15 protein-coding genes are annotated in these 20,758 nt (G+C 42.8%); 13 read left to right on the top strand and 2 right to left on the bottom strand.

The features are described from left to right. Window positions 1-139: 139 nt before the first annotated feature. Window positions 140-2,866, top strand: a complete 2,727-nt coding sequence (locus H6571_03150; protein ID MCB9322715.1) for a valine--tRNA ligase — start codon at window positions 140-142, stop codon at window positions 2,864-2,866. A 106-nt stretch (window positions 2,867-2,972) separates the two neighbouring features. On the opposite strand, the gene H6571_03145 is transcribed toward H6571_03150, so the two are convergent. Beyond that, window positions 2,973-4,865: a T9SS type A sorting domain-containing protein gene (locus tag H6571_03145; protein ID MCB9322714.1), complete on the bottom strand. Its 1,893-nt coding sequence runs from the start codon at window positions 4,863-4,865 to the stop codon at window positions 2,973-2,975. A gap of 267 nt (window positions 4,866-5,132) precedes the next feature. Further along, the gene (gene lepA / locus H6571_03140) at window positions 5,133-6,923 is read right to left on the bottom strand and encodes an elongation factor 4 (protein MCB9322713.1); all 1,791 of its coding nucleotides are present in this window, start codon (window positions 6,921-6,923) and stop codon (window positions 5,133-5,135) included. Between the two features lie 365 nt (window positions 6,924-7,288). On the opposite strand from lepA, the gene H6571_03135 reads away from it, so the two are divergent. The 12 genes from H6571_03135 to H6571_03080 all read left to right on the top strand — a co-directional run bounded on the left by H6571_03135 (window position 7,289) and on the right by H6571_03080 (window position 20,758). Then, entirely contained in the window at window positions 7,289-8,086 is a 798-nt protein-coding gene (locus tag H6571_03135) for a hypothetical protein (GenBank protein ID MCB9322712.1), read from the top strand. A 154-nt stretch (window positions 8,087-8,240) separates the two neighbouring features. After that, a complete protein-coding gene (gene lhgO, locus H6571_03130; GenBank protein MCB9322711.1) occupies window positions 8,241-9,461 on the top strand; it encodes an L-2-hydroxyglutarate oxidase in 1,221 nt (406 codons plus the stop codon). Between the two features lie 59 nt (window positions 9,462-9,520). Then, window positions 9,521-10,651: a DegT/DnrJ/EryC1/StrS family aminotransferase gene (locus tag H6571_03125; GenBank protein MCB9322710.1), complete on the top strand. Its 1,131-nt coding sequence runs from the start codon at window positions 9,521-9,523 to the stop codon at window positions 10,649-10,651. Window positions 10,652-10,673: 22 nt separating this feature from the next. Then, window positions 10,674-11,252: an N-acetyltransferase gene (locus tag H6571_03120; protein MCB9322709.1), complete on the top strand. Its 579-nt coding sequence runs from the start codon at window positions 10,674-10,676 to the stop codon at window positions 11,250-11,252. A 4-nt stretch (window positions 11,253-11,256) separates the two neighbouring features. Next, on the top strand, window positions 11,257-12,549 hold the full coding sequence (locus tag H6571_03115) for a nucleotide sugar dehydrogenase (protein ID MCB9322708.1): 1,293 nt from the start codon (window positions 11,257-11,259) through the stop codon (window positions 12,547-12,549). Between the two features lie 68 nt (window positions 12,550-12,617). Beyond that, window positions 12,618-13,172: a UpxY family transcription antiterminator gene (locus tag H6571_03110; GenBank protein ID MCB9322707.1), complete on the top strand. Its 555-nt coding sequence runs from the start codon at window positions 12,618-12,620 to the stop codon at window positions 13,170-13,172. 143 nt (window positions 13,173-13,315) lie between these two features. Continuing rightward, the gene (locus H6571_03105; protein ID MCB9322706.1) at window positions 13,316-14,281 is read left to right on the top strand and encodes a Gfo/Idh/MocA family oxidoreductase; all 966 of its coding nucleotides are present in this window, start codon (window positions 13,316-13,318) and stop codon (window positions 14,279-14,281) included. 35 nt (window positions 14,282-14,316) lie between these two features. Next, window positions 14,317-15,288 (top strand): SDR family oxidoreductase, encoded by a 972-nt coding sequence (locus tag H6571_03100; protein MCB9322705.1) that lies wholly within the window; start codon window positions 14,317-14,319, stop codon window positions 15,286-15,288. A 5-nt stretch (window positions 15,289-15,293) separates the two neighbouring features. Next, a complete protein-coding gene (locus H6571_03095) occupies window positions 15,294-16,067 on the top strand; it encodes a polysaccharide biosynthesis/export family protein (protein MCB9322704.1) in 774 nt (257 codons plus the stop codon). Between the two features lie 24 nt (window positions 16,068-16,091). Next, window positions 16,092-18,419, top strand: coding sequence for a polysaccharide biosynthesis tyrosine autokinase (locus H6571_03090; GenBank protein ID MCB9322703.1), 2,328 nt, complete (start codon window positions 16,092-16,094; stop codon window positions 18,417-18,419). Between the two features lie 73 nt (window positions 18,420-18,492). Beyond that, window positions 18,493-20,241: an N-acetylneuraminate synthase family protein gene (locus H6571_03085; protein ID MCB9322702.1), complete on the top strand. Its 1,749-nt coding sequence runs from the start codon at window positions 18,493-18,495 to the stop codon at window positions 20,239-20,241. Continuing rightward, the gene (locus H6571_03080) at window positions 20,222-20,758 is read left to right on the top strand and encodes an HAD-IIIA family hydrolase (protein MCB9322701.1); all 537 of its coding nucleotides are present in this window, start codon (window positions 20,222-20,224) and stop codon (window positions 20,756-20,758) included. The genes H6571_03085 and H6571_03080 overlap by 20 nt, the downstream gene beginning before the upstream one ends.

Below are 20,758 nucleotides of genomic sequence, written 5' to 3'. Positions count from 1 at the left end.
AATTCATATCCGGCATTTTTGTCGGATTGAGGAACGAAAAACTGTTATTTGCTGTTGCTTTAACAATGTACTGAGCTGTAAACTTTCAAAATAAATCAACAGTGAATTTCAAATAAAGAATTTCAACAAAAATCTATACATGTCACTATCCACGAGATATACGCCTTCAGAGACGGAAAAAAAATGGTATGATCATTGGATGGAAAAAGATTATTTCCATTCAGAACCAGACGAAAGAGAGCCTTTCAGTATTGTAATCCCGCCGCCCAACGTTACCGGTGTCCTTCATATGGGGCATATGCTCAATAATACGATTCAGGATATTTTGATCCGTCGCGCCCGGCTGATGGGATATAATGCCTGTTGGGTGCCCGGAACGGATCATGCTTCCATTGCCACGGAGGCGAAGGTGGTGAAAATGTTGCGCGAACAAGGCATAAAAAAATCGGAATTGTCCAGGGAAGACTTCCTGAAGTATGCCTTTGAATGGAAAGACAAATACGGAGGAATTATCCTCGATCAGCTTCAGAAACTGGGAGCTTCCTGCGACTGGAAACGCACTCGTTTTACCATGGAACCCAAATTGTCTGATGCCGTCATCCGGGTTTTTGTGGATCTTTATAAAAAAGGAAAAATTTACCGCGGACTGCGCATGACCAACTGGGATCCTTCTGCCAAAACCGTATTGTCAAATGAGGAAGTAATCCATTCAGAAGAAAATTCCAAACTGTATTACCTGCGTTACAAGATTGAAGGCTCTGAGGATGAGTATGTTACCATCGCAACCGTACGTCCCGAAACCATTTTAGGCGATACCGCTATTGCGGTTAATCCCAAAGACGAGCGTTTTATGCATTTGCATGGAAAAAAGGTGCTCGTTCCTTTGATTGGAAGGCCTATTCCCATTATTGCGGACCGCTACGTTGACATGGAATTCGGGACGGGCTGTTTAAAAATTACCCCGGCTCATGATATGAATGATTATGAGATCGGGCAACGCCATAATCTCGAGGTAATAGATACCCTGAATGAAGATGGTACACTCAATGAAGCCGCCCAACTATACGTGGGAGAAGATCGTTTTAAGGCGAGAAAAATGATCACCAGAGACCTGGACGAAGCCGGACACCTGGTAAAGATAGAGGATTACAAGAATAAAGTGGGCCGCTCCGAACGCACCAATGCCATCGTTGAACCCCGGCTCACGATGCAGTGGTTCCTCACCATGGAAGCATTCGCCGCTACCGCCCTCGAAGCAGTGAAAAGCGATGAGGTCACTTTTTATCCAAAGAGCATGTGGAACATGTACAACAGTTGGTTGAAGGAGGAAAATGTTAAGGATTGGTGTATTTCCCGCCAGTTATGGTGGGGCCAGCAGATCCCTGCCTGGTATATCGATGATAAAACTTTCGTGGCCGAATCCGCAGAGGAAGCGCTTGAAATGGCCCAAAAGGAAACAGGGAATAAAAATCTGACTATCAATGATTTGCACCAGGATGAAGATGTAGTGGATACCTGGTTTTCTTCATGGTTGTGGCCGCTAACCGTTTTTGACGGCTTTGAGGAGAAAAATGACCTGGCTTATTATTATCCGACCAATACTTTGGTGACTGGATGGGACATTATGTTTTTCTGGGTGGCCAGGATGATCATGGCGGGTTATGAATGGTCCGAAGAACTTTTGGGAAAAGAAATTACCGATAAGAAAGGAAAACAGCCTTTCCATGATGTGTATTTCACCGGTATGGTGAGGGATTCCAAGCGTCGAAAGATGAGTAAATCCCTGGGCAATTCTCCTGATGCCTTGTCGCTTATCGAAAATTACGGTGCTGATGGAGTGCGATTTGGAATGCTTTCCAGTGCAGCAGCCGGCAATGATATTATCTTCGATGCCCCTATAGATCCTAAAACGGGAATCGTACTCAATGAAAGCAAGCTTTGCGAGCAAGGGAGGAATTTTTGCAATAAAATGTGGAACGCCCTTCGACTCATAAATAGCTGGGAGGTGGTGGATGAACCTGTTGATGCCACTACTGCCGAGATCAACAAACTGGCCGGAGACTGGCTGGAGCAGAAGATGAATCGTATCATCGGGCAGTTGGATCAGCAAATGAAGGAGTACCGCTTGTCGGACAGCATAATGGATCTTTACAAATTCATTTGGTTCGATTTTTGTTCCTGGTACCTCGAAATGGTTAAACCCGAATACCAGGCGCCTATTGACCGCGCAACGCTTGAAAGATCCATCGCTTTATTTGAAAAAATGATGATTTTATTGCATCCTTTTATGCCTTTCGTTACCGAAGAAATATGGCACCAGCTTAGGGATCGTGTGGAAGGGGACGATTGTATCGTTAGCAAATGGCCGGAGGCAGGAATGTTCGATGATCACTTTATTGATGAAATTGAATTGGCCAAAGACATTGTTTCCGGGGTAAGGGATGTACGCAATAATAACGGCATTAAACAGAAGGAATTGCTCAAGGTACATGGACAGGCTTCAAAGGAATTATCTGAATTGCTTGATTCAGATGGCATGAAGTCTATGGTCATGAAAATGGCAGTTTTGGAAAGTCTGGATATGACAGAAGAAACAATAGACAACAGTGTTTCTTTCCTGGTAAAAACCCATAAATTCTTTGTAGAACTCAATCAGGAGATCAATAAAGAGGAAGAATTCGAACGGCTGACTAAGGAGTTGGAATATTTCCAGGGGTTTGTCCAAACGGTTGAGAAAAAACTTTCAAACGAAAGTTTTGTTGGCAGGGCCCCGGAGAATGTAGTAGCCCTCGAACGCAAAAAACTGGCCGACGGAATGTCCAAGATTAAAAATATTCAGGCGGCTTTGGCCGATTTGGAATCCTGAAACAAGACAGGATTACAAAAGGTAAGTGACCGATAAAAAAAATGGCGATCAAAATATTTTGATCGCCATTTTTTTTAATTTAAAACAGTTCGTTATTCAACCAATATTAACGCTGAATAGAAACGTTTACGGTTTTGATTCCGGCATCGGTACGAGCACGGAGTTTGTAGTTACCTACTGGTAAGTTGGCTACATTTACGTTAACCGTTTCGGACTGTACATTCTGGTATTTTGTCTTACTGACGAGTTTGCCATTCAGGTCAAACATTTCCAGGGTGACATTTTCCGACATTTCATTGAGGTTAAACTCAACGTTAGCCACTTTGTCCACAGGATTAGGGAAAACACTCAAAGATCCGTCGGCCAGGATAGTTTCCTGAATGCCTGTGATAGCAGGGCCATTCATATCAGCATTGTTACCAATACTCATACGTACCAAAGGAACGATATCCCAGCCAAAACCAAGGATGAAATATTCACCTGAATTTCCTACGTCCAAAGCAGAGGCATATTGTACCGCTACGTTGTTGTCAAGAACATTCAAAGAGTCGGTAAGATAATTCATTCCAAAGTAATTGAATTCTTCCGAAGCTAAAAGGAACATGTTCTCATCCGCCTGTGCGATGTATTGGATGGCTATTACATAATATTTGCCACTATTTAAAGGAATTGCTTGTGCATCAATATCGATAGGCAAAGTAAGGACTTGAAGGTGTTCTGTACCATCGAATTCATAACTATTGAAAGCGATCGCTCCGCCACCGGTCATTTCTGCTGTGTTGATGTTACCGTCTTCATTGGTGTCCCCTTCCCATTCGTAGAGGAAGATGTTACATGAATTTCCGGCAAGGGCTCCCTGTGAGTCAGAAACTCCAAAGGATACGTAACGGGCAAACATTCCATCTCCTTCAGGCACATAGTACACATTTGAATAAGCATAGTTATTATCGGCGCTAGGAGCCACACTTCTCGTAGCCCCTAAATCTTTACTGAAAAGGGTATCACTAACCGAAAAATTGAAGCTAATGGTATTGTCTGAAGGCAATCCGTCGGCTCCGTCGGTTGGGGTAAGGGTATAAGTCCCTGTGTAATCGTCTGCATCAGATGAAGGCGTAAATTGATTATCAAAAATATAATCAATAAAAAATTCACCGGGTGCAAGCGTGCCATAAGGGTGTGAATCTGTAAAAACAGTACCCCCACTATTAGCGATGCTAATCTCCATGGTAGCAGCATTTACCGTACCGGAGCCATTGTTTACTGCATCGTTGATAAAGCCAAATGGGATCACCTGGCTTCCTGGCGTTACGGCACTAGGGGAAATGGAGTAAAAGTCATTGGCTATAGCAAGATCAATGGCAGCCAATGGATTTTGGTCAGTAAGCGATATATCATCTATTTGCCATGCATAAGCCCATCCCTGGGTGCCACCACCATTGTTGGTTGTTGCATCAGAGAGAAACTGGAACGCAAAACGGAAGGTCTGGCCCGCAGCAAATTCCGTTAGGTTAATTTTTTTGGTTTCAGGATTGGAACCATTATCATCTGTTGCTCCGATTCCAGGAAAAACTTCAATGGTTGCCCAGCTTTCCAGGTCGTTGAGATCAGTTCCTACACGAACCTGGGGCTTGTCATCAAAACTAACGTAGTAAGTTTCAAAAAGCAGCCATACATTTGCCTTGTCCGTGGCATCGATTTCTGGAGAGATTAACCAGGCATTTTGAGGAGAACCCAGGTTATTGTTGAGGTCAGAATCAAAGATAGCCCAACCGTTGGCAGCTGTTGTTGATACAAGCGCATCAACAGCGGTAGGTCCTGTAGGTCCTTCTGTGGTATATAACCAAACGGATGAAGGTTGTCCGTTTCCTTCTACTTCGATGTTCATCCAGTCCGCTGGAATTCCACTTCCAAAATCTTCAGAGAAGAAGGTTTGGGCTGACATTCCTGCAGCAAAGAGGAAACTAAATAAGGCGATTAATGTAATGTTTTTAAATCTCATACTATCAGATTTTTGTTATTAATGGATTGATTTTAATATTAATGAACTACAAGGTTAATTTAATTAACCTTGTAGGGAAAATACCTTTGATTGGTTAACAAAGGGGTTTGAATAAGATGATGATGTAATAGAAAATAGGGTAGTTAGTTTAGTGGTCTTCAAAAGTGGAAGGCATATTTTCATGTGCAAAGGTAAAAAGAATATTATAAAGTAAAAGTTATAAATAGGCTTATGAACGACAATTTATGTTTTTACATTAGGAACGCGTTAATCTAATTTTAAAACATCGAGGAAGGCTCTTTGCGGCACCTGGACCTTTCCGATCTGACGCATTTTTTTCTTGCCTTTTTTCTGTTTTTCCAATAATTTTCGCTTACGGGAGATATCTCCTCCATAACATTTTGCCGTTACGTCCTTTCTCATGGCGGAAATCGTTTCCCGGGCAATAATCTTGGCTCCTATGGCCGCCTGGATGGCAATGACAAACTGCTGGCGGGGCAATAATTCCCTCAGTTTTTTACATATTTGTCTGCCAAAGGCTGCTGCTTTATCCTTATGTACCAGGGCCGAAAGGGCATCCACCGGTTCTCCGTTGAGCATGATGTCGAGCTTTACGAGATCCGACCGTTTGTATTCACTCGGCTGATAATCAAAAGAGGCATATCCCCTCGAAATGGATTTGAGCCTGTCGTAAAAATCAAAAACGATCTCTGCCAAAGGCAAATCAAAGGATAACTCAACCCTGTCTTCTGTGAGGTAGTGTTGAGACAGCAAGGTCCCTCGTTTTTCCATGCACAGGGTCATAATGGAACCAATGAATTCAGGTTTTGTGATGATTTGAGCTGAAATATAAGGCTCTTCAACATAATCCAGAATAGTTGGATTGGGAAGATCCACCGGTGTGTGGATGGTAAGTTTCTCTCCTCGCCTGTTATAGGCCACATAAGAAACGTTGGGAATGGTGGTGATCACCTCCTGGTCAAATTCCCTGGACAACCTTTCCTGTACGATCTCGAGGTGTAACATGCCCAGGAATCCGCAACGGAAGCCAAAGCCTAAAGCAGTGGAAGTTTCCGGTTCAAAGACCAGGGAAGCATCGTTTAACTGCAATTTTTCCAGGCTTTCCCGCAGATCTTCAAAATCTTCATTTTCGATGGGAAAGATGCCGGCAAAGACCATAGGTTTTACATCTTCAAAACCATGAATGGCATCCGGACATGGATTATCTACCGTGGTAATGGTATCCCCAACCTTGATCTCTTTTGAATTTTTTATCCCTGTAATGACATAGCCTACATTGCCGACAGAGAGTTCTTTCTTAGGAATCTGCGTCATCTGCAATATGCCGATCTCATCGGATTCATATTCGTTTCCAGTATTGACAAACCGGATTTTTTCTCCTTTTTTGATGGTGCCATTCATCACCCGGAAATAGGCAACTACCCCGCGGTAAGAATTAAACATGGAGTCAAACACCAATGCCTGGAAAGGGGCGCTTGGGTCTCCCTCGGGTGCGGGTATCCTTTCGACAATGGCGGTCATGATATTTTGAACGCCTAACCCCGTTTTACCGCTTGCATGAATGATATCTTCAAGATCACAGCCAATGAGATCGATAATTTGTTCGGAAACCTCGTCGATCATGGCACTGTCCATATCTACCTTATTAAGAATGGGTATGATCTCCAGGTCATGCTCAATGGCCAGGTAAAGATTTGAAATGGTTTGTGCCTGGATACCTTGCGAAGCGTCTACCAGCAGTAATGCTCCCTCGCACGCTGCAATAGATCTGGACACTTCATAAGAAAAATCAACGTGACCCGGCGTGTCTATCAGGTTGAAGGTATAGATCTCACCATCTGTGTGGGGATAATATAACTGGATGGCATGGCTTTTAATGGTAATGCCGCGTTCCCGCTCCAAATCCATATCATCCAATGCCTGATGCTTCATATTCCTTTCGGAAATGGTGTGGGTAAATTCCAATAGGCGGTCAGACAACGTACTCTTCCCGTGGTCAATATGTGCGATAACGCAAAAATTCCGTATATTTTTCATTTTCATAGACCGCAAAGATATGCTTTGCTTATGATTTCCCGCCTATTGCCAGCCAAGATTTTATCAATTTTGCTTTTGGGCTTGGTTGTTATTCCATTTTCTTTTTTTTATGAAATATAAAAAAGACTTTTTACTGAAATTCATTCGAGTAGAAAATTAATATTGTGGGCAATAATTATCCTATAAATCGAATGGGGGTGGCAGCGTTTTGGCAATAGGAGCGTTTTTTTGATGAGACTTATATAACATCAGAGCATGCGGATTTTCGATGAAAGGAGATTTGGTAAATTTTTTACCATAAATTGAAATAACTTAGATCGATAACGCTTCAGCTATTGTAACTTTGGGAAAAAATATTAGAGCGTATGCCTATTTTCAGAACGTTGACATTTGCTGTCGGAGCAATTTGTTTGCTGCTTTTTTTACCATCTTGTAAAGAGGATAAACTTGGTGATCCTATCATCATTTCCAACATAAAAAAAGAATTCTATCTTGATCTTTCCGAATCGCTGAGTCCTACCCAACGATTTACCCACTTCAATATCAGAACTATCGAGAACGGCGAGTGTCTCAATGGCACCATTGACTTTGATTTTACCCGAACCGGGAACAGATTGACTGTTTCCGTCAATAATGTGGTGGATCCTGAAGATTGTATTCCGGGAATAGCACCCTCTTTGGCAGATGTCGTAGCCGGGCCACTTCAGAGCGGTTTTTATCTTTTTAATTTTAATCTTCGGGATGCAGTGAAAAATGAAGGCAGCCTTGTGGTGGAAGACCATCGTTTTCTTTTGAACCTGGAAACTCAGGAAGGGGTCATTTTGTTGCATAAGGAAATATTCAGAGTCCCTGAACATACTGTTTGGGGATACCTTACCTATAATGAAGCGGATCTCGAACAGCATGCCATGTCCCTAATGGAACAGCTTAATTCAATGGGCACCGCCTCTGACCTGGCGAAAGGATTTTATGGCTATTTTACCATTAATTCTACCGAGGAAGGCATTGAAATTACAGACATTGCCGAAAGTACTTTTCTTAAACAGTTTGTTTTTGATTACGAGGGAGACTGGGATGACCTTACAGGTGCAGCAGATCAATTTATGGCAGATTATCCAGGAATTTCCTTGAAATTGTTTGATGATAAAGGCCGGCAATATTAACGGGCATTAAATGTTTTCAATTAATTGAGATCTGTTCAAAAATTCAGTGGTAGGGCAGGTTTTTCGTACCCGTATTCCCTATTAAATAACCTATCTTTTTTTTAACCTTAACAAGATAATAACGTACCTTTGAGCCATAATTGAATTTGAGAGAATGGACAAAAGTTATGATATTCTGGTAATCGGTGCCGGTATTGTTGGATTATCCACAGCTTACCAAATAAACAGGCAAAGTCCTGATCTCCGTATCGGCATCCTGGAAAAAGAAAGCGGCCCGTCAGCCCACCAAACCGGGCATAATAGTGGTGTTATCCATTCTGGTATTTATTACCTTCCCGGAAGTGAAAAGGCCGTTAATTGCCGACGTGGTTACGATATGTTGTTATCCTTTTGTGAAACACATGGAATTGATTATGAAATTTGCGGCAAAATCATTGTAGCCACAAATGAAGAGGAGCGACCTTTTTTGGATAAAATCCTGGAACGTGGCACTCAGAATGATCTTAAAGGAATCCGAAAAATTACAGCGGAGGAGGCCAGGGAAATTGAACCCCACGTCAATGCCCTTGAAGCCGTTTGGGTGCCACAGGCCGGAATAGTCAATTATAAAAAAGTATCGGAAAAATACCTCGAACTTTTCCAGCAAAATGGTGGACAGGCCCATTTCGGGGTAAAAGTCCGGAGCATTCGTCATTCAGCTGAAGAGCAGGTAGTGGAAACCAGTAACGGATCGTTTCGCGCTACCCTGGTGATCAGTTGTGCCGGTCTTTATTCTGATAAACTGGCGGCCATGAGTGGTATGGATACCGGGTTGCAGATCATTCCGTTTCGCGGAGAATATTACGACCTGAAAAAAGAAAAAGAACACCTCGTCAATAATTTGATCTACCCCGTTCCAAATCCGGCTTTTCCTTTCCTGGGGGTCCATTATACGCGAATGATTGAAGGAGGGATTGAAGCAGGCCCCAGTGCTGTCCTTGCTTTTAAACGGGAGGGCTATAGCCGTTGGGATATTGATTTTAAAGAGCTGTGGGAGGTACTGTCTTTCAGGGGATTTCATAAAATTGTTTCCGAAAACTGGAAATTTGGCTTGGGAGAACTCTACCGCTCTTTCTCAAAGCGGGCCTTTGTGAAAGCGTTGCAACATTTGATTCCGGAAGTTGGTTACGATGACCTGGAAAGAGGAAATGCCGGCGTTAGGGCCATGGCTTGCGATAAGGAAGGCAACCTGATCGATGATTTCCGTATTTTTGAAGTGCCCGGAGCCATCCATTTATGCAATGCCCCGTCTCCTGCCGCAACGGCCTCATTATCAATAGGGAAAACGATTGCGGAAAAGGCCCTTGTAAAATTTAATAAGGAACCTGGCCGTTAGTGATCTGCCCGGGTTGAAAAACTATAAACTATTTAAAGCATAAGAAAATAATTCTACTTATGGAAAATATTCAGATGGTCGATGTTAAAGGCCAATATCAAAAAATAAAATCAGCCGTTGATCAGGCGGTACTTGATGTAATTGAATCCGGGGCTTTTATTAACGGACCCGCTGTTAATGCTTTTCAGCAGCATTTGGAAGAATACCTGGGCGCAAAATATGTTATCCCCTGTGCCAATGGAACTGATGCGCTTCAGATTGCCTTGATGTCGCTGGGGCTCGAACCGGGTGACGAAGTAATCGTTCCGGCCTTTACCTATGTGGCTACGGCGGAAGTTATTGCGTTGCTTCGACTGATCCCGGTTATGGTAGACGTGGATCCTGGAACCTTCAATGTGACCGCTGAAATCATTGAAAAAGCCATCACTCCCAAAACAAAAGCCATTGTTCCTGTTCATCTCTTTGGACAAAGTTGCGATATGGAGCCCATCATGGAAGTGGCCAACCGACACCATTTGTATGTGGTGGAAGACAATGCCCAGGCGATCGGAGCGGATTATACCTTTAGTAATGGAACCCGGTCCAAAACAGGGACTATAGGTCATATTGGATGTACTTCGTTTTACCCTTCCAAAAATTTAGGTGCCTTTGGGGATGGAGGAGCACTTTATACCAATGATGAAGGATTGGCTAAAAAATGCAGAATGATCGCCAATCATGGGCAGGTCAGAAGATATTATCATGACGAAATTGGGGTCAACTCACGCCTCGATACTATCCAGGCGGCTATCCTTGATATAAAATTGAGCCATTTGGATGAGTATGCCCGGGCCAGACAAAGCGCTGCAGCCTATTACGATAAAGCCTTTGCGGATGTTGACGGACTCCAAATTCCGGTGAGACAACCCAACTCAAGCCATGTTTTTCACCAATATACGCTGTTGGTTAAAAATGGAAAAAGAGAGGTGTTGCAGGAATATCTCAGCGCACATGGGGTGCCGAGTATGATTTATTATCCGGTACCCTTGTATGCTCAGGAAGCATACCGAGGGGAATTTTCAGGAGGAGTAGAGTTTTTGGAAGTCACGGATCAATTGTGTAAAGAAGTTTTATCGTTGCCTATCCATACTGAAATGACAGAAGAAATACAAAATTATATAATCAAAGCGGTGTTGTCTTTTTTCAATTGAGCCTAAGGAAAAAAAATCCGGAATGACTGAAAAAAATTACTATTGTCACCCTTCCTCGATCGTGGACGATGGAGCGGTAATTGGAGAGGACACCAAAATCTGGCATTTTTGCCATATTATGGCCGGAGCCAGGATTGGCAAGCAATGTAATTTTGGCCAAAATGTTTTTGTGGCTTCGGACGTGGAATTGGGCAACAATGTTAAGGTACAGAATAATGTTTCCATATACTCGGGGGTGGTTTGTGGTGACGATGTTTTTTTGGGTCCATCTATGGTTTTTACCAACGTGATCAATCCCCGAAGTGCTGTAAACAGGAAAGGAAATTATCAGAAAACAAAGCTGGGAAAGGGCGTTACCGTAGGGGCTAATGCAACCATTGTTTGCGGAGTAGACATTGAACAGTATGCTTTTATTGGCGCCGGCGCTGTGGTCACTAAATCGATCCCGGCCTACGCCCTTGTTGTCGGTAACCCGGCCCGGCAAACCGGCTGGATGAGCGAACATGGTCATCGGTTGACTTTTGACAGAAATGGGGAGGCTGTTTGTCCCGAAAGCCGAGAGCAATATAAATTGAGCGGTAATAAAGTGGAGAAAATATAACATCATGTTAGATAAACTAAAAAGAAAGCAAAGCCGGATTTCCGTTATCGGCCTGGGATATGTAGGACTTCCTCTTGCCCTGGAGTTTGCCAAAAAATTCAGCGTCATTGGCTTTGATGTCAATGAAGACCGGGTGGAGTTGATGAAAACTGGCATTGATCCTTCGAATGAATTGGACAAAAGTGCTTTTCTCAATAAGGATATTCATTATTCAGCCGACCCGCTGATATTAAAGCAGGCACAATTTCATGTTATTGCCGTTCCCACACCGGTGGACAAGCATAATATTCCCAACCTATCCGCTGTTTTCAAGGCTTCAGAAACCGTTGGAAAAGCCTTGAAAACAGGGGATTATGTCGTCTACGAGTCAACCGTTTACCCCGGCTGTACCGAAGAAGAATGTGTGCCCATCCTGGAAAAGTATTCAGGCTTAAAAGAAGGCATTGATTTTAAGGTTGGGTATTCTCCTGAGCGGATCAATCCCGGGGACAAGGAGCATACGGTGGAAAAGATTCTCAAGATCGTTTCGGGAAGTGACGTCGAATCAGCAGAAGTCATTGCTCAGGTTTACGGGGAGGTGATCACCGCAGGAATTTACAAGGCCGGATCTATAAAGGTCGCGGAAGCCGCCAAAGTCATTGAAAATACTCAAAGAGATATTAACATAGCTTTCATGAATGAGTTGTCGGTTATTTTTGATAAAATGAATATTGATACCAAAGAAGTGCTGGAGGCCGCCGGAACAAAATGGAACTTTCTTAACTTTACCCCCGGTTTGGTCGGGGGACACTGTATCGGGGTTGATCCGTATTATTTGTTATATAAGGCAAATCAAATTGGCTACACCCCCCAAATCATCACCAGTGGAAGAAAGCTGAATGATGAAATGCCTGCCTTCCTGGCCAAACGCCTGACCCAGATGTTAATTCATAAAGGGAAAAACCCAAGTAATTGTAAGGTCTTGGTGAAGGGCATTACTTTTAAGGAAAATGTTTCAGATATTCGCAACTCCAAAGTGGCAAACCTAATCAAAGAGCTCAGGGATTTTTCCATAAAGGTGGATATTGTAGATCCTCATGCCTCTGGAGAAGAGGTCAGTAAGGAATATGGTTTTGAACTGTCTGCCGTGCCAGGAAAAAATTACGATGCCGTAATAGTGGCTGTGAATCATAAAGATTACCAGCACCTGGACGGGAATTATTTCCGGCAATTGATGAATGAAGATCCGATACTCATGGATATAAAAAGTATTTATGACAAGTCTTTGGGCGAGTCGCTTACTTATTGGAGGCTTTAAATTGTATTTTAAAAGAATAACTACATCTCGATATAACTGTTCCGGTTACAATCAAAAATATTTTTGAAATGGCAACAAAAAGTGAGATATTTGAAAATCATTTGGATGAGCATGAAGCTCGGTGGTTTGCCATTTGTACCCCTTATAAAAGAGAAAAAGTGATCAAATCCCGCTTAGATAAGCAGGGGATCGTCAATTACTTACCCTTATTACACCTTACCCGTCATTATACAAGAAAAGCGAAAAAGGTTGAATTGCCTCTTTTTAACGGTTACCTTTTTGTCAACATTACCTATAAAGATTACATCAAGGTACTGCAGACTCCTGATGTGGTTAAGTTTGTCAGGTTTTCCGGAAATTTGGTCTCCATTCCACAGAATGAGATTGATCTGGTAAAAAGAGTGGTGGGGGAAGGCATTGAAGTCAGGATCGAAACGCTGGGCTTCAAACCCGGAGATTTGGTGGAAATAATAGGTGGAAATTTGACGGGGATCAGGGGGAAGCTCATTAAAGAAGAAGGGAAACAACGTTTTTTGGTTGAATTAAACAGTCTGGGGATGGGACTGGAATGGCAAATTGACCAAAAGCTTTTGAAAAAGATAAATATTGGCGCCCGGTTATAACGGGATATATTATTGATCGGTTTTTTTCGGGTTTTTACAATTCGGGGATTAAGTCCATTTGCGACTTATCGACGGCGAAGCCATGCGGCAGAATTATTTTGTCAGGTAAATAGACCCCCAACCATAGAAAAGGAAAATTGAGCATGAAAAATTTTGCATTAATAGGGGCCGCCGGTTATGTTGCTCCAAGGCACATGAAGGCCATCAGGGATACAGACAACCACCTGTTGGCGGCATTCGATCCCTTTGATTCTGTAGGTGTTATAGACAGCTATTTCCCCAATGCCGATTTTTTTACGGAGTTTGAACGTTTTGACCGCCACCTGGAAAAACTCAAGCGGGTAGGAGCACAGGTAGACTACGTGGGAGTTTGTTCCCCGAATTATTTGCACGATGCTCACATCCGTTTTGGATTGCGACACGGAGCAGATGTCATTTGTGAAAAACCCATTGTGCTCAATCCCTGGAACATCGACCCCCTCGAAGAAATTGAGCAAGAGACCGGAAAAAATATTTACAACATCCTCCAGTTAAGATTGCATCCGGGGATTATTGACCTGAAGCGGAGAGTGGAAGAAAGTCCCGCCGATAAAATGTTTGATCTTGACCTGACCTACCTGACTTCCAGGGGGCATTGGTACTATACCAGTTGGAAGGGCGATGAGAAAAAATCAGGAGGGATTGCCACCAATATAGGGGTTCATTTTTATGATATGTTGCAATGGGTTTTTGGGGAAGTGAAGCAAAATACGGTGCACCTTCATACCCATGACAGAGCAGCGGGTTACCTCGAGTTTGAAAAGGCAAGAGTCCGTTGGTTTTTGAGTATCAATTACGATGTTATTCCGGAAAAGATAAAAGCAACAGGCGCCAGGACTTATCGATCCATAACCATGGATGGGGAAGATATTGAATTTAGTGAAGGGTTTACGGATTTGCATACCCGAAGTTACGAAGCGGTATTGTCCGGCAACGGATTTAGAATAGGGGAGGCCAGGAAGGCCATTGAAATTGTACATGCCATCCGGAATAGCAAACCGATTGGGATAAAGGGAGATTACCATCCGTTGGCGAAACGGCCTTTGAGCAAGCACCCTTTTGAGAAGTAATTTCCTGAGCTGTTTATGAATATAAATATTGATTAGTGCAAAAAATACTGATTACCGGAGGGGCCGGTTTTATTGGATCCAACCTGGTGGAAGCTTTATTGAAAGACGATAGAGTAGGCCTTGTTCGGGTCTTCGACAATTTGTCGACGGGGAATTTAGCCAACCTGCATCCTTATATGGATCGTAATGATTTTGAGTTTGTGAAAGGGGATATCAGGGATTACGAAGCTTGTTTAAAGGTTTGTGAAGGGATGGACAAAATTTCACACCAGGCAGCTTTAGGTTCTGTTCCCCGCTCAGTGGAAGACCCTTTGACCACCAATGCGGTTAATATAACGGGGACGCTGAATATTTTTACAGCGGCCAAGGAACAAGGAATAGAACGAGTAGTATTTGCCGCTTCTTCCTCCACTTATGGCGATAGTCCAGCCTTGCCCAAGGTCGAAGAAAATATTGGGAAGCCCTTATCTCCTTATGCCATTACCAAAGTGGTCAATGAGCAATATGCCGATGTTTTCGCCAGGCTCTATTCATTCAGGTATATCGGCCTTAGATATTTTAATATCTTTGGCCCCAAACAGGACCCTAACGGATCCTATGCAGCGGTGATTCCTTTGTTTATGAAGGCGGCCATTACCGGGAAACCACCCACCATCAATGGTGACGGTAGTTTTTCCCGCGATTATACCTACGTCGATAATGCTGTGCAGGCTAATGTGCTTTCTCTGTTTACCAAAGAGGAAAAAGCGCTCAACCAGGTTTACAATATTGCTTGTGGAGAACGTACGACACTGAATGAACTTTGGGGTTATATTCGTGAAATTATCGGCTGCCCGCTGGATGCGCTTTACGGACCGGAGCGGGCAGGGGATATTCCACATAGTTTGGCTGATGTAAGTAAGGCCATTCAACTGTTAGGTTATCAGCCATTAGTTAAGGTAGAGGATGGCCTGGAAAACAGTTTAAAATGGTACAAAGGTCTATTCAATGATTCTTTAGAAAAATAAAAGGCATGAAAATTTTATATGTTTTTTTGGTATTTATCACACTTACAGGACTATCGTCTTGTGTCCCGTACGAACACCTGGTGAATTTTAATGAAGGAACAGCATTTGAAAATAGAAGTGGAGAAAATTTCCAGGTACCGGAATTGATTGTGCAGACAGATGATATTTTGCAAATCAATGTTCAAAGCTGGGATACCCAGGCGGCAGCCCCTTTTAATGTAAGTGCTGAATTAAAGAGCAGCGGGTATCAAAATAGTAATAGTAATTCAGGTGGTTACCTGGTGAACAATAACGGGGAAATAAATTTTCCTGTATTGGGAGTTATTAATGTGGAAGGGTTGACCACCAAAGCGATTCGGGATACCTTGATTAATCGCCTAAAACCCTATTTGAAGGATCCCAGTGTTAATGTCAGGGTATTGAATTTTAAAATTAGTCTGTTGGGGGAAGTCAAAAACCCTGGCACTATAGTGCTGCAGGAAGAACAAGTCACGATATTGGAAGTATTGAGCCAGGTGGGTGATTTAACGCCTTATGCCAATCGTAGCAATATTTTGGTAATCAGGGAAAAAGAAGGACAGCGTTATTACGGGAGACTTGATTTGCATGCCACGGAAGTGTTTAATTCTCCCTATTTTTATTTACAGCAAAATGACGTGGTTTATGTGGAACCGATTAAAGAAAAGGCGGCAACGATTAATACACAAGCCTCAAAAATATTGCCCTGGGCAACGGTGGTCGTTACCCTGGCAACCCTAATTGTTTCAGTGACCAGATAATTTAAAACAATCATTTGAAAATAAATGGTAAAAAAAATGCCCGGACAGTCTGATTTTTTTGTTGAAGAAGAACGCCCGATAGACCTGAGAGGTTTCTTCTTCAGGTATATTCTTCTCTATTGGTATTGGTATTTGATTGGGTTGGTTTTAGGGATCGCAGGGGCCTGGATATACCTCCGTTATGCAAAACCTGTTTACCTGGCCAAGGCGACGATTTTGATAAAAGACGAAAGTGGTGCTTCCGGGATGTCCCAGGAATCATTGTTTCAAGGCCTTGGTATTGCCCAGGGAACCAAAAATGTACTAAATGAAATCCATATCCTCAAATCAAGGACGCTTATGGAGGAAGTCGTGGATGAGCTGGGCCTTGAAATTAATTATATCCACCAGGGTAGGGTTAAAGATTCTGAAGCCTATTCTAAGATGCCGGTTGAAGTCATTCGTAAGGGAAGGCCAAAAGTAAAGGGGTCTTTGGTGATCAAGGATATTGATGATAAAAAGTTTGAGTTGATCCTTGGGGACAGCAGCACTGTTTATGCCTACGGAATTCCTGTTATTATAGAGAAAGATACTCTTATTTTTAAGCGGATTGCGGAGCAAAAATTTAATGTACCGATCAAGATTAATTTCAGGAAAAGGGAGGATGTTGCCGCAAGTTACTCCGGGTTGATAAAAATTTCTGAAGCACAGGAATGGAGCAGTGTACTGAGCATTACCCTAAAGGATGCTGTCCCTGAAAGAGCCAAAGATGTGGTGAATACTTTGGTAAAGGTCTATAATGAAGCGGCCCTGGAAGATAAAAATGAAGTGGCTGCCAATACCTTGAAATTTATTGAGGATCGGTTATTATTAATCCGTGATGAGCTGGAAATTGTGGAGCGGAATGTGGAGGATTATCGCAGGGATAATAATGTGATTACCCCGGAGATGGGTGAAGTAGTGGATTATATTGAAGACCTGAATGACCAGGAAGGGAAACTTTCCCAGATAGAAGTGGAAGAGAATATTCTCAATTATATTGAAGATTACTTTTCTTCAAACATTGGGAAGTATAAATTGTTACCGGCAAACCTTACCGTGGATGATCCGACGGTAAGCGCTCATATTTCGGAGTTTAATCAGGCCATCCTGAAACGCAGCCGTCTGCTGAGATCCGCAGGGGGGGAAAACCCGGAGTTACTGGAAATAGAGCGGGAAATAGCCTCACTGGAAGGCATTATTTCTGAAGCATTGGCAAGATTGAAGGAAGGCATCAGCAAAAGCCGCATTAGTATTGAGAGCAAAATAAATACGAACAGGAAGCGTCTCAGTACTATTCCGCGAAAGCAGCGTGAATTGCTGGAAATTACCCGTCAGCAGAGAATTAAGGAAAACCTTTATGTTTATTTGCTGGAAAAAAGAGAGGAAACTGCCCTTTCTCTTGCCATAGCCACCGTCAATTCCCGATTGATTGATGCCGCAAGATTGCCTACCAGTCCCATCGAACCACGAAATAGTTTAATTTATGCGGCTGGTTTTCTTTTCGGAATAGGATTACCGGCGCTGCTTGTATTTTTGAGGGTATTGCTCAATGATAAAATTGAGATGGAAGAGGATATTAAAGGCGAAACCTCTACCCCGATTTTAGGAGGAATTTCTCACAGCAAAAGCGGCAAAAGTATTGTGGTGGACAGTTCTTCCCGATCGGCTATTGCTGAGATGTTCCGGTTGTTGAGGACTAATTTACATTTTCTGGCGGCAGACAAGGAAAAGAAATGCATTCTGGTGACTTCAGGCTCCGGGGGAGACGGCAAAACTTTTGTGACGCTTAATACCGCCATGAGTATGGCCATTTCAGGAAAAAAAACCATAGCAATAGGCATGGATTTGAGAAAACCTAAACTGGCTACTTATATCGGAAAGGGAAACCATGGAAAGGGACTCACCAGTTTTTTGGTGGGGGCTGCCACCAAGGAGGAGATTGTCATGCCAACGGATTTGCATGAAAACCTGTATTACATCAGCGCAGGCCCCATTCCGCCCAACCCGGCAGAATTATTGATGCAGGATCGACTGGATGACCTGATCGCTTATTTAAAAACGGAATTTGACATCATCTTTTTAGATACTCCCCCCGTTGGATTGGTCACAGATGCCTTGTTACTGAATCGTTTCGTTGATATCAGTCTTTTTGTCGTCAGAATTGGCCAAACCAAAAAAGGGTTGCTTAAAGTCATTGAAGACATTTACCAACAGAAGAAACTGACCAATCCAGGTATCGTAATGAACGGAATGAATAAAAAGGGACGATATGGTTACGGGTACGGTTATGGGTATGGTTACGGTTATGGGTATGGGTATTATGAAGATTGATCTCAAAGGTAATGCATCAAAAAAGATGCCTTGGGAAATAAAGGAAATTCGTTGAATAAATTAGGGGTTTAAAATGAAGGTAGTAGCAATTGTCCAGGCAAGAATGTTGAGCAACCGACTTAGGGGTAAATCTTTAATGTCTGTGAATAATAAGCCCTTATTGTACCGGGTGGTGGAAGGGATAAAAGCATTGACTTTTATTGACCGGATCATAGTGGCTACAACCACTTCCTTTGCGGATGATCCCATCGAAGCGGCGGCCAAAGAACTGGGGGTCGGGATTTTCAGGGGAGATGCCCTTGATGTGTTAAACCGATTTGTGGAGGCGAGCCTGGATTGTTCAGAAAGCGATCTCATTGTTCGCTTTACAGCAGATAACCCACTGTACAACACGGAGATATCTCAAAAAGCTTTTGAAGCCCATGTTAAAAACAAGGCGGATTATACTCATATTCATGGGTTATCTCATATCGTGCCTGAATTTTTTAATGTTGGGTCGATAAGGGAAGCCAACCTTCTGACCCGGGATAGTTTTGACCGGGAACATGTAACTCCTTTCTTTAGAAAAAAAACCGATCTTTTCAACGTATTGGAACTGCCGAATGATTTCGAGGGGTTACGTCCTGATTTGGATGCCTTGCTTACCATTGATACCAACGATCAACTCTATGCCTTTGAGAAAATGTTGGAAACTTTGGATTACAATAACAAAAAGGCTTCTCTTTCAGAAATTTACAGTTACCTGGACGGAGTCAATCATAAATTGGAACAGCCGGAAAAAATAGTGGTTAAATTGGATGGCATTCCCGTGGGGGAGGGATATCCAACTTATATCATTGCAGAGATAGGCCAAAATCATAATGGGGATGTCCGGTTGGCAAAAAAATTAATTGACATGGCTGTTGATTGCGGGGCCAACGCTGTGAAATTTCAAAAAAGAGATATTGCCTCAGAATTGACAAAAGAGGCCTTTGATAAGCCTTATGAAAATCCAAATTCTTTTGGGGCGACTTATGGTGAACACAGGATATTTTTAGAATTGGATGAAGCTCAGCACCTTGAATTGAAGGAATATGCCCTGGCCAGAGGGATTACCTATTTTTGTACACCCTGTGACGTGCCCTCAGTCGAATTGTTGGAACGGATTAATTGCCCTTTTTATAAAGTAGCCTCAAGAGATTTGACCAATATTCCGCTGCTGGAGGCCTTGGGAAAAACGGGAAAACCGGTTATCCTTTCTACGGGAATGGCTGATTTTTCCGATATTGATGATGCATTGGCTGCCTTAAACATGCAAAAAGACCAGCTTATTATTTTACAATGTACCTCACAATATCCTTGTGCCCTGGAAAATGTTAATTTAAAGGTCATGGATACCCTGAGGGAAAAATATGGGCTCATTACCGGGTTTTCAGACCATACTTCCGGAATTGTGGTTTCGACCGCCGCGTCGGTGTTAGGCGCAGTAGTGATAGAAAAACATATCACCCTGGATCGGACGATGAAAGGAACCGACCAACCGGGTTCCCTGGAACGTGCCGGATTGTTTAAGCTGGTGGATTACATCCGGGCCTGTGAAATTGCCTTGGGAGATGGAGTAAAAGCGGTTAATCCTGCGACCATTGCGGCAAAGCATAAATTAGCCCGAAGCCTCACGAGCAGGACTGAAATAAAAGCAGGAACAATTTTAACAGCCGAAATGATATGCCTTAAATCTCCGGGCACCGGAATTGGATGGAGAGACAGGGGGCTGATTGTTGGTAAAAAAGCCCTGCGAAATATTAATGCCGATGTTACTCTAAATGCTGCCGATTTTGAATAATATTAAACTGTTTATTACAGATATTGACGGAGTATGGACCGATGGAGGAATGTATTACGATCAGGGGGATAATGAGTGGAAGAAATTTAATACTTCCGACAGTGCCGGCGTACTGTTTTTGAAGTTGCTTGAAATAAAAGTGGCCATTATTACCGGTGAGGAAACTCAAATCGTCACCCGCCGGGCAAAAAAGCTAAAAATACAGGATTGTTTCCAGGGGGTTAAAGATAAAGTCGTGGTGGCAGAAAAACTGTTGGAAAAATATGGGTTGGATTGGAGTGAGGTGGCTTATATCGGCGACGATTTAAATGACATAAAATTGCTTGAAAAGGCAGGCCTGAGTGCTTGCCCTGCCAACGCACCGGATTATGTTAAATCAAGAGTGGACTGGGTTTTAACAAAAAACGGAGGAGAAGGAGTGTTTCGTGAATTTGTAGAAGCTTTTTTGCAGCAAATCGAAGCAATGGAAAAAGTGATTCTTTTATTCCTGGACCAGCAGAACTCATTAAATCAATAA

This window comes from Lewinellaceae bacterium (assembly GCA_020636105.1).
Taxonomy (GTDB): Bacteria; Bacteroidota; Bacteroidia; order Chitinophagales; family Saprospiraceae; genus BCD1.
This window is presented reverse-complemented; position numbering and strand designations above follow the sequence as displayed.